Below are 10,754 nucleotides of genomic sequence, written 5' to 3'. Positions count from 1 at the left end.
GCGCAGGCAGATCACGGCGCAGGCGAGGGTTGTGAGGGCGAGATGGAGGTCGGCGCGGCGCTCGTAGCGGACAGTCAGGCGTCGGAACCGGGCCAGCCAAGCGAAGGTACGCTCCACGACCCACCTATGGCGGCCCAGCCGGGCGCTGCTTTCGATACCACGCCGTGCGATGCGTGGCGTGATGCCGCGGGTGCGGCACTCACGGCGACAGCGGCGGTGGTCGTAAGCCTTATCGGCGTGGAGCTTGGTGGGCCTACGGCGCGGACGTCCCCTGTGCTTGGCCCGCACGCCCGGTACTGCATCCAGGGTGGGCGCCAGCATACGGCTGTCGTGGCGATTGGCGCCGCTCAGCGTCAGGCCAAGCGGCGTGCCCTGGGCATCCGTGACGAGGTGGCGCTTCGTGCCAGGCTTGCCGCGGTCCGTCGGGTTCGGCCCAACCTCGGCGCCCCCCTTTTGGCGGGCAGGCTGGTGCTGTCCAGCGCCGCCCGGCTCCAGTCCAGGGCGCCCGCGTCCTGCAGTCGCTCCAGCAGCACACGGTGCAGTCCTCTCCAGACCCCGGCGGCATGCCACTCGCCCAGCCTTCGCCAGCAGGTCTTGCCGCAGCAGCCCAGTTCGGTCGGCACCTCATGCCACTGGATGCCCGTTCGCAGCACGAACAAGATGCCCGCCAGCGCCGCACGGTCGGGCGCACGCGGCCTGCCACCTCTCGGCTTCGGCCGCTCCCGCGGCAACAGCGGTTCCACCACCCCCCAGAGGTCATCAGAAACGAGGAGAGCCATCCCTCCTCAACGCCTCAGCCCGGGTTTTGTTCTTAGCTTTAAATCTGGACCCCGCCGGGGTGTGCGGGATGCGCTTCATGTTCCGCGATGATGCGGTGCCGGCCGCTAGGGGTGGCAATCACCTGTCTGAATGGCAGTCACCTTCCCCAAGCGGGGGCCGGTCTCTTCCTGATCCAAGCTTGATGTGACGCAGCCTTCGGCAGCCAAGGCTGCATGATGTGGCGTCTCTGCCATTGCCATGCTTCTTGGCTGATCCAGAGATCAGCCCGGCACCGGCATGGGGACAAAGCGGATTTCCGCCTGCAGCCCCCCGGGTTCGAATCGCAGCGAAACCGTGCTGCCCGGCCCGAGATCCTGACCCAACCCACGCTCCAGCAGCCGCGTGCCGAAGCCACGCCGGTCCGGCGGCCTCACGACCGGTGGCCCGCCGGCTTCCGTCCAGTCGACGGCCACGCTCCCGTCCGGGCCGGCCTGGCAGCGGATGCTGACCTGGCCCTTGGGCGTGGACAATGCCCCGTATTTGGTGGCGTTCGTGGCCAGCTCATGGAAAGCCAGCACCAGGGCCTGGGCCTGCCGTGGCGAGACGGGCACCGCATGGTCCGCATCCGCGATCTCGATCTGCCCCGCCCGGCCACCCTGCAGCCAGGGCGCGAGCGCATTATGCATCGTCGCCGCGATTGGGGCCGGCTCCCAGCCATGCGCTGTCAGCATGTCGTGCGCCCGCGCCAAGGTGCGCAGCCGTGCGCCGAAATGCTGTGCGAAGCGAGCCGGGTCGCCGCCGGTCCCCTTCAATGTCTGCGCCGCCAGGCCCTGGACGGTGGAGAGGATGTTCTTCACCCGGTGGTTCAGTTCCGCCAGCAGCAGGTCGTGCCGCCGCTCGGCGCGCGCGCGTTCGGCTGCTGCCCAGGCGCGCTCGGCCACGCCGCGTACGAAGGCCATCTCCTCCTCGGTCCAGCGACGAGGCGTCGCCGAATGCACATAGAGGATCGCCGACACCCGGCCCGCTTCGAGCGCTGGCGCGTGCAGGCAGGCGCGGACGCCGATGGCATCGAGGCCCTGGGCCGTGGCCGCCGTCCGTGGGTCGGAGCGCAGGTCGTCAACGGCCACCACCTCGCCCCGCTGAAGGAGGTTGGTGAAGCCGGTCCCGTAATCCTCCAGCCGGAAGGTGCCCGTCAGGCTCGGCAGGCGGTCCGTGCTCCAGTCGCGCTCGATGCGGATCGTCTGCTTCACCGTATCCAGCATCCCGTAGCCGGCGCGGTCGGAGCCGAGCGTTCGCCCCATGATCTCGGCGGCCGTATAGGCGATCTCAGCCGGGCTCTGGAGTTCGCGCAGCCGGTCGCCAAGCTCGACCAGCGCGGTCAGGCGCGCCTCCGCCGTCTTCCGGGCGGTGATGTCATGCACCACCAGCACCGCCCCGGTCGTTTGCCCATTGGTCACGATCGCAGCATTGGAGCAGGCGACCGGGATCGGGGAGCCGTCGCGGCGGAAGAACAGGTCCTCATGAGCCTCGAGGGTGCCCCCGGTGGCGAAGACATGTCCGAGTGGACACTCCGTTATGGGATAGGGGCGCCCATCGGGTCGGTGATGGTGCACCTCATCGTGCAGGATCCGGCCTAGCAGCTCCTCGCGCGGCCAGCCGAACATCCGCTCGGCGGCAGGGTTCATGAAGGTGACCCGGCCATCGGCGTCCATCAGGAAGATCGCCTCGGCCGCATTGTCGGTGATGGTGGCCAGCAGCCTGGTTCGCTCGCGCAGCGCGTCCTGGCTTGCCGCGAGTTCGGTGTCGAGGGCTTTGGCCGCAGTCACCGCCGCGGTCTCGGCTCCATGCCCGCCTTCCACAGCCACTGCGGCATCAATGGTTCCGTTCGCCGGACGACCCTGCACCGATGGTGCCTCGCTGCCGAGGCTCACGCCGGTACGCGGCCGGCGGCCGGAGCTCGAGCGGGATCCGGTCGATCACGGAGCGGCAGCGCGGCGCCACCATTGCACTGCCCGGCACGAGCCATTCCAATCACCTTCTCAAAACGAAAAGTGGTGAACTGGTCCGCAGGAATGCGGTCTAGCTTGAGGGACATGGTGGCGCAGACCGATTTGGAATGGATACGGTGTGGAGCATGCCGTCACCGCTGTGCAACCATAATGTCGCACAGGTCATCGTGATACCGTATCGGGCTGTAGCCAGGCTGGGCCGCGTACCCAGCCGGGCTAGGGGCTTGGTGGTTGCCGCCTAGGATGAGCGGGCGATCTCCGGCACGGCAGCGTCAGGACTCCCAGTCGGGTGCTATCGCCGGGTTCACCATCCGCCGGTCCTTCGGCAGCGCGGCGAGCGCCAGGCGGTCTGCCTCATCCAGGTTGAGGCGGACCGCCTCCAGATTCTCCCGCTGCCGCTCAGGCGAGGCCGCCTTGGGGATGGCTGCCACGCCGCGCATGCCCAGCAGCCAGGCCAGTGCCACCTGCCCCGGTGTCGCACCATGCTTGCGGGCGATCTCGAGGATGGTCTCGTCCCGCAGCACCTCGCCCTTCGCCACTGGGGTGTAGCTGGTCAGCAGGATATCCTGCCGATGGCAGTAATCGAGCAGCCTGGACTGGTCGAGATAGACGTGATGCTCGACCTGCAGGCAGGCGATCGGTGCAATCTCCGCCTCCACCGCCTGCCGCAGCAGGCCGGGCGGAAAATTCGCCACGCCCACGGCCCGCGCCAGTCCTTCCTCCCGCAGCCGGGCAAGAGCATGCAGCGCATCGGGCAGGTCGAGCTGCGGGCTCGGCCAATGGATCAGCAGCAGGTCCACATAGGGCTGGCGCAGCCGCTCGAGGCTCGCCTCCGCTGCCCGGCGGATCTCGGCGCCCTTCGGCTTGTCGTTCCAGACCTTGGTGGTGAGGTAGATCTCCTCGCGCGGCAGGCCGCTGCCGGCGAGGGCGGCGCCCACCGCCTCCTCGTTGCCGTACATCTCGGCGGTGTCGACATGACGGTAGCCGAGGCCAAGGGCGGATTCCACCGCCGCCTGGCACTCCGCCCCGCGCATCGGCCAAGTGCCGAAGCCGAGGGCGGGCATGCGCGTCAGCGCCGTCTCAAGCAGCGGAATGGTCATGCGCGAACTCCTTCTCAAGCGGGAGGGGCCGGGTTTCCGGCATGGTGAGCCAGAACAACGCCGCGCCCAGCCCGGCGGTCGCCGCGAGCGCCAGGAAGGCCGCATCATAGCCGGCCCACACCACGATAAGGCCGGACAGCGCCCCGCTCACCACCCCGCCCAGCCCATGCACCGTCCCCACCACGCCCTGGGCTGCGGCGAAATGCCCGCTGCCGCGGGTGAGGTCAGCGATCACCACCGGGAACAGCGCGCCGATCAGCCCCGCCCCGACGCCATCCAGCAACTGGACGCCGATCAGCCAGGCAGGGTGGTCGAAGGCCGTGTAGAGCAGGCCGCGCAGCGCCAGTGCCAGGAAGGCCGCGAGCAGCAAGGGCCGCCGCCCCCAGCTCTCAGCCCGGGCGCCGGCCAGCGTCGCGGCCGGCACCATCACCACCTGGGCTGCGATGGCGCAGATGGCGGTCAACGCCACCCCCCAACCGATATTCTGCAGGGCAAGCTTCTGCGCCACCAGGGCCAGCATGGAGCCATTAGCCATATGGAACAGCGCGCCGCACAGGGCAAAGGTGAGCAGCGGCCGGCTCCCAGTCAGCAAATGCCAGCCCTGCCGCGGTGCGACATTCGCCGCGCCCGGCAGCAGCCCGCGCGCCACCGCATGGTCGATGGACCGGGGCGGGATGGCGAGTGCCGCCGCCGCGCTGGCCAGCCCCGTCCCCGCCATCACCCAGAACAGCACCGGTGTGCCGAAAAAGGGCGCGGTCGCCAGGATCAGCAGGTTGATTGCGCCGTTGCCGGCATGGAACAGCGCCTCGTTCCGGCAGGCCCGGCGGGCGAAGCGCTCCGGCCCGACGATGCCAAGGGATATGGCGGCGAGCGTCGGCGCGATCGAGGTGCCGGCCAGCCCTCCGACCACGCCGGCAAGCGTGACGGGCCAGAAGCTCGGTGCCAGCGGGATCACGAGGCAGCAGGCCATCACCACCAGCACCGCGCCCGCGATCAGCGCCCGCTTGGCCCGGATGGCATCGACCAGAAGGCCGATCGGCGCCTGTGCGAGCAACCCGGCCAAGCCACCGATGGAGAGCGCAAGGCCGATCTCCCCCGCATCCCATTGATGTTCGGTCAGCAGATAGACACCGAGATAGGCGCCGAGCCCGTAGCGGACATCGGAGAGCAGGACGTTCAGGACATCGAGCGCCCGGGTGGGGGTCACCCGGCCCGTCGCAACTCGGGATGCATACGCTCCTCCCGTGCCCACCAGCCGGGCGCCTCCAGCAAGGGATGGTCGAGCCGGCCATGCCGTGCCAGGGCCGCGGCGCCCTCCGCCAACAGGGTCGGACGAGGGCGGCCAGCCGCATCGGGATGGGCAACGTCGAAGGCGCCCGGCTCGTAGCGTCCGGCGCGGCAGGCCAGCAGGCTGCACCAGTCGACGGCGCCGAACAGTGCCCAGATCGTCACCGCCTCGAAGGGTGCCCCCTCGGCGCGCAGCGTCTCGACGGCTCGCCAGCACTCAGCGAGCCAGCGGAGCTGTTCATCCGCGGTGCAGCCGATATGCGCCTCGGTGACAGCCAGCGGCAGGCCGGGGTAGCGCTGCCAGGCTTCCCGCAACCGCGGCAGCCAGCCAGTAAGACCGGGCGCTATGGGAACCCGCACGGCCTCGGTATCGGCATAGCGGTGGCGTCCGTTCCCGCCATGAGTCTCAGGCGGGTAGAGGCCGAGGCGGTGGTCGAGGAACCGCTCGCTGGTGACGTAGTAGTTCAGGCCGAGCAGCATCGGCCCCATCTCGCAGGCCGCCAGATCCTCCAGCAGCGCCTCCGGCACGCCGGCCGCCAGCAGCCGCCCGTGCCAGGGATGGTCGCGATCGACACGGCCGCAGAGTATGTCGAGGCTCAGCCAGCGCCGGCCATTCTCGTAGTGCGCCTGATAGGCCAGCAGCGGGGTCGAGAAGGTATGGCCGATATCCTCGGTCTGCACGAGCCGGGCACTGGGGATGACGGCGCGGATCGCCCGCATCGCCAACAGCACGCCATGGCATTCATGCGCCAGCAGTCGAAGGAAGCTCGCCTCTCCCGTCCCATGTGGGAACCAGTGGCCGTATAGGCCGGAGAAGCGCGCCGTGGTCAGCGGCTCGTTCACCGGGGTCCAGTCGGTGACCCAGGGGTAGCGGCGAGCGACGCGCCCGGCGAATTCGGCCAGCAACGATGGGAAGCGCGGGTCGTCGAGGCTGGTATAGGCAGGCCCGCCGCCATGATGGACGAGACCGACTATGGGCGTGATGCCAAGGCGGCGCAGCTCCGCCAGCCTTTCATCATGCCAGGCCCAGTCGCACTCGACCGGGCTGTCCGGCGCCACACGCTCCCAGGACACGGTGTAACGCAGGCGACGGATGCCGAGACTGGCAACGGCTTCGAGATCGCCGATCCGGTCATGATGCCCGGTCTCCCGGATTTGGTCGCGCCAGCCGCAGGCGCTGCGGAGGACACTGCATTCGAGGCCACCCCAGAGCGCTGCCGTCACCGGTGGCCTCTCGCATGCCTGTGCTTCGCAGTTCCCGTCATGCTGCCTCGCTCCGCTCGATCTCGTTCAATCGCGGCGTGGGAAGATAGAGTTCCTAGTGGAATGGCGAGGTTTTCGCTTTGTGCCCGGCATGGTGCTGCATCGTACAGTACCGTACGAAGCCGCCATGACGTGTTCCGCCTCGACCGGATGCGGGCCTTGCCGAACAGGACACTGGCATGGCCACCCGTCGGGTGTAGTCTCCTCCACGAGGTGCGACAGACACCGGAGGAGGATGCCCATGGATGGTTCCGTCGCGGGCGCGTCGAGCCCGGAGATCAAGCTCATTGTGGCCCGGAAGGCGGACCAGCCCTTCGTCAAGGGGCGGCGCACATTCTTCCGCTACCGGGACCTCGGCGTCCAGGCCGCCACCGGCGGCAAGCTGCGGGCCCAGGTGATGGAGGCCATCACCGGCATGACCGAGCCGACCGGCTGGCACACCCACCAATGCGAGGCGCAGTTCATCTACATCCTGAAGGGCTGGGTGGAGCTCGAATTCGAGGACGGGACGCGGACCCGCTCCGGCACCGGCGATGCCATCCTCATTCCCGGCGGGATGAAGCATAACGAGATCGCTACCTCCGACGATGTGGAGATTCTCGAACTATCCATCCCGGGCGACATGGCGACCATGGCCTGCGACCCGCCGCGCCAGGATTGACCGCGGCCGGCTGGGCCTCCGATCCTGGGGGCTCGGCATCGGAAGGATGGGACGCCATGCAGGATCTCGACCGCGACAGCGTCACCCGCGAGGCGATCGCCCAGATGGCGGCGACGCCCGACCCGCGGATGCGGGAGATCATGGCCGCCGCCACCCGGCACCTGCATGAATTCGCCCGCGAGGTGAACCTCAAGCCGGATGAATGGCTGGCCGGCATCGCCTTCCTCACCGCGGTGGGCCAGGCCTGCACGCCCTACCGGCAGGAGTTCATCCTGCTCTCCGACGTGCTCGGCCTCTCCCGCCTCGTGAATGTCATGCATGATGCCGAGGGACGTGAGGCGGCGGGCACCGAGACCAGCCTGCTCGGCCCCTTCTTCCGCGAGAAGGCGCCGGAGTTCGCCCCGGGCGAGAGCATCGCCATCCATGATGCCGGCGGGACGGAGCTGGTGATCTTCGGCCAGGTCACGGATGCCGAGGGCAGTCCGCTGCCGGGCGCGGTGATTGATGTCTGGCAGACCAATGCGGAGGGGCTCTACGACCTTCAGGCGCGGGACGCCTCGGTCATGGACATGCGCGGCCGCTTCCGCGCCGATGGTGAGGGGCGCTTCCACCTCCGCACGGTGAAGCCCATCGGCTACAGCATCCCGATGGACGGACCGGTCGGGCAATTCGTCCATCGCCAGAACCGGCACGGGATGCGCCCGGCCCATATCCACGTGCTGGTCTCGGCGGAGGGCCATCGGGAGCTGGTGACGGCGCTCTACTTCGCCGACGACCCGAATATCGGCAGCGACACCGTCTTCGGCGTCTCGCAATCCCTCGTGGTGCAGGAGGCGATGGGCCAACCCGGTTCACCAAGGCCCGATCTGCCGAGCATCCACTATGATTTCCGCCTGTCGCGGCTGGAAGCCGGGGAAGGCGGCGCCCGCGTCGGCGCCGACCCTTCGAGCCTGATGCCCGCCGCCGGCTGACAAGGACGGCTCACGCCTCCAGGGCGTGCGCCTTCAGGTCGTCGAGCGCGCAGATCTCGAGCGCCGCCACATGCGTTGCCTCGAGCAGCACGCGCGGTGCCACACCGGCCTGGCGCGCCTGCTCCCAGCGCGCGGCGCAGAGGCACCAGCGGTCGCCCGGCCGCAGCCCAGGGAAGCCGTATTGCGGCACCGGCGTCGAGAGATCGTTGCCGCAGCTGCGGGAGAAGGCGAGGAACTCCGCCGTGACCTGGACGCAAACGGTGTGGAGGCCGCGATCCTCGATGCCGGTGTTGCAGCAGCCGTCGCGGTAGAAGCCGGTGAGCGGCGCGACGGAGCAGGGAAGCAGCGGACTGCCCAGCACGTTCGTGGAGGAGGGTTGGCCCTTGGGCGGCCAACGTCCCGGTCCCATTCCGCCATCCGGCATCGGCAGGCCTCCATCCAAAGCGGGTGGTCAAGGCCCGGCCAGGGACCGGGAGAGCCGACTCTGCGCCGGGTCTCCGGGTGCCGTCCACAGCTTTGGGCGGGACTGCGAAGCGATCAGCCTGCGTCCAGGCTGATGGCCTCGAGGCCCAGTTCGCGCTGGTGGTCGTCCATCGCATCGCCGCCCGCCGGCGGGACCACGAAGCGCAGGGTGAGAAGGCCGGCCTGGAGGGCCTCCGGCGGCACGGCGAGGGTGATGCCGCGGCTCCCGGCGATAGACCCGCGGGCGAGTTCGCGCTCCTCCGCCTCGACGATCACCGTCCGGCCGGGCGCCGCCGGCCCGCGCAGGCGCAGCGTCAGCCTCGCCGGCCCCTTCCGGTCCGCCGGCATGGGCAGGACCAGCTCGGCCGTAGGAGCGACGAAGCGGACGCCCCAGCGCTCCGGCATCGACCAGCCCGTGCCGAGCAGCCTGATGCCGTCCCCGCCCGCGGCGAAGGAGCGCGCCGCCCCCGGCTGCAGGGGTGGCGGCGGGGCCGGCACGGCCTGGGGGAAGCCGGCGATGAGGACCGGGTCGCCGCAGGCCAGCCCCATCTCGAAACCGCGGCAGGGGGCCGTCGCGGCCGCGCGCAGCAGCAGGGCCTCCGGCCATTGGCCGGCAAGGAAGACATGCAGCCCGCTGCGGTCCTGCAGCCCCGCCAGTGCGTCCCGCCGCGCGGCCTCGCAGCTTCGTCCGCCGATCAGCCGCGTGACCGGCCCACCTTCGACGCGCATCCCGGCCCGCATCGCCGCCATGGCGAATTGGGAGAAGTCCAGCGGCCAGCCGCCCGGGCGCGTGCAGGCCAGCGGCGGGTGCAGCGTCATCATCCGGCCTTCGAGGCCGGGCTGCCGCAGCGGGGTCGGGTCAAAATCCGCCGACATCGGCGCGCGGAAGGTCGCCCGCAGCATGCCGTCCAGCCGCGCCATGTCAGCCGCCTGCAACACGACGAAGCCCGCGAGCATGGCGCCCACGGCCTGCCGGTGCCGTGCCCGCGCGAGCACCGCCAGTGCCAGGGCGGGCAGCAGATAGGCCAGCGGCCAGAAGAAGCGGCCCGAGGCCCGCAACTGGCTCACCAGGTTATCCAGCCAAGGGAACAGGGGTATGGCCGGCAGCGCAAGGCTGCCCAGGATGATGCGGTTGCTGAGAGCGAAGAGGAGGCAGCCGAGCAGCACCAGGCCGAGCGGCAGGGCGGCGCGCCAGAGGCCGGGCGGCGCCTGCACCCGGTGGCGCGCCAGGTGTAGCGCCGCGGCGGCCAGCAGCAGCAGGATGCCGAGGCCGAGATAGTTGAAGCCCTCATACTGGCCGCCTGTGGCGTCGAGGATGCCATTGGTCACCGGCCCCGCCGGCAGCGTTCCGAACAGGCCGGAGAGTTGCGGCACGAGGGGGCTCAGCAGGTTCATCGAGAAGAAGCCGAAGCCGGTCGGTGCCCCGTTCTCCGTCCGGTAGCCGAGCAGCCAGGCCGCGAGCACGGAAGCCACCAGGAACGCGGCGAAGCCGAGGCCGCCGCGCAGAGCGGAGCCGGGGGCGGGGTGCCTCGCGGCATCGGCGATGAGCCCGCCGAGCGCGATGCCGGCTACCATGGCCCAGAGATAGGCGTGCAGGCCGATCACCAGGGCGCCAAGCGCCGCGAAGCCGGCGATGACCGCCCCGGAGACACCCTGCCGCACGGCCTGCACCGCCAGCGCCAGCGCCAGCAGCAGCGCCCAGTGCGAGGCGAGCGCCAGGTGGTGCATGTGCAGGCGCAGGATCCAGGCCGGGAGGAAGGAGGCGAAGGCGATGCCCGCCAGCAGCACCTCCCATCGGCGGACCCCCGCGGCCCGCAACAGGACCAGCGCCGCGACCGGCTGCAGCACGAAGCCGAGCAGGATGCAGAGGCCCATCGGCGCGACCCTGTCGGCCGAAAGGCCGAGCGCCTTCAGCAGCACCACCAGCCAGGGCATGCTGTCGGTGTAGACGATGGGCAAGGGGGCGCTGGAGGAGAGCAGGGCGGTCGCCGAGAGCGGGAAGTGCCAGCCGTCGCGCAGCAGTGCCTCGGCGCCGATCGTGGCCATTGCCAGGTCACCAGGCGGCCGCTGCCAGAAGGCATCGCCGGCCATCGCCAGGCCCAGACGCAGCAGGATCGCGACATGGGCCAGGCCGAACAACCCGGCCAGGAGGAGTTGCAGCCAAGCCGGCATGTGGTCGGCACGGACCGCTGCCGGGACGACGGAAGGCCCTGCCTCGGTCGCCTGTGCTGACTGGGGCAAT

The 10,754-nt window shown here is 70.1% G+C and carries 9 protein-coding genes; 2 read left to right on the top strand and 7 right to left on the bottom strand.

Going from position 1 to position 10,754, the window contains the following annotated elements:
* The 5 genes from BLR02_RS23595 to BLR02_RS23575 all read right to left on the bottom strand — a co-directional run.
* Window positions 1-779 (bottom strand): IS5 family transposase gene (locus BLR02_RS23595; protein WP_408735514.1). Its coding sequence is split into 2 segments (ribosomal slippage), with 780 coding nucleotides annotated over them: window positions 1-455 and window positions 455-779; the frame shifts between segments, so codons are not numbered across the junction. This gene is flagged as partial in the annotation.
* 261 nt (window positions 780-1,040) lie between these two features.
* Window positions 1,041-2,585 (bottom strand): sensor histidine kinase, encoded by a 1,545-nt coding sequence (locus BLR02_RS23590; protein WP_176849767.1) that lies wholly within the window; start codon window positions 2,583-2,585, stop codon window positions 1,041-1,043.
* A 455-nt stretch (window positions 2,586-3,040) separates the two neighbouring features.
* Window positions 3,041-3,868 (bottom strand): aldo/keto reductase, encoded by an 828-nt coding sequence (locus BLR02_RS23585; protein ID WP_090561264.1) that lies wholly within the window; start codon window positions 3,866-3,868, stop codon window positions 3,041-3,043.
* Window positions 3,849-5,075, bottom strand: coding sequence for an MFS transporter (locus BLR02_RS23580; protein WP_218127349.1), 1,227 nt, complete (start codon window positions 5,073-5,075; stop codon window positions 3,849-3,851). The genes BLR02_RS23585 and BLR02_RS23580 overlap by 20 nt, the downstream gene beginning before the upstream one ends.
* On the bottom strand, window positions 5,072-6,379 hold the full coding sequence (locus BLR02_RS23575) for a family 1 glycosylhydrolase (protein ID WP_090561266.1): 1,308 nt from the start codon (window positions 6,377-6,379) through the stop codon (window positions 5,072-5,074). Before BLR02_RS23575 ends, BLR02_RS23580 begins: the two co-directional genes overlap by 4 nt.
* A gap of 280 nt (window positions 6,380-6,659) precedes the next feature.
* Here BLR02_RS23575 and BLR02_RS23570 point away from each other — a divergent pair, with 280 nt between their 5' ends.
* Entirely contained in the window at window positions 6,660-7,079 is a 420-nt protein-coding gene (locus tag BLR02_RS23570; RefSeq protein WP_176849766.1) for a cupin domain-containing protein, read from the top strand.
* A 56-nt stretch (window positions 7,080-7,135) separates the two neighbouring features.
* On the top strand, window positions 7,136-8,050 hold the full coding sequence (locus BLR02_RS23565; protein ID WP_090561268.1) for a dioxygenase family protein: 915 nt from the start codon (window positions 7,136-7,138) through the stop codon (window positions 8,048-8,050).
* A 10-nt stretch (window positions 8,051-8,060) separates the two neighbouring features.
* Here the strand turns inward: BLR02_RS23565 and BLR02_RS23560 are convergent, their stop codons facing one another.
* A complete protein-coding gene (locus BLR02_RS23560) occupies window positions 8,061-8,411 on the bottom strand; it encodes a DUF2237 family protein (protein ID WP_245704923.1) in 351 nt (116 codons plus the stop codon).
* A 176-nt stretch (window positions 8,412-8,587) separates the two neighbouring features.
* On the bottom strand, window positions 8,588-10,753 hold the full coding sequence (locus tag BLR02_RS23555; protein ID WP_143018260.1) for a hypothetical protein: 2,166 nt from the start codon (window positions 10,751-10,753) through the stop codon (window positions 8,588-8,590).
* Between the last annotated feature and the right edge of the window lies 1 nt (window position 10,754).

This window comes from Belnapia rosea (genome assembly GCF_900101615.1).
Taxonomy (GTDB): Bacteria; Pseudomonadota; Alphaproteobacteria; order Acetobacterales; family Acetobacteraceae; genus Belnapia; species Belnapia rosea.
This window is presented reverse-complemented; position numbering and strand designations above follow the sequence as displayed.

Coding starts and splice junctions, on each gene's coding strand:
- BLR02_RS23585 (WP_090561264.1), bottom strand. CDS start 3,868: ATGACCATTCCGCTGCTTGAGACGGCGCTGACGCGCATGCCCGCCCTC.
- BLR02_RS23570 (WP_176849766.1), top strand. CDS start 6,660: ATGGATGGTTCCGTCGCGGGCGCGTCGAGCCCGGAGATCAAGCTCATT.
- BLR02_RS23565 (WP_090561268.1), top strand. CDS start 7,136: ATGCAGGATCTCGACCGCGACAGCGTCACCCGCGAGGCGATCGCCCAG.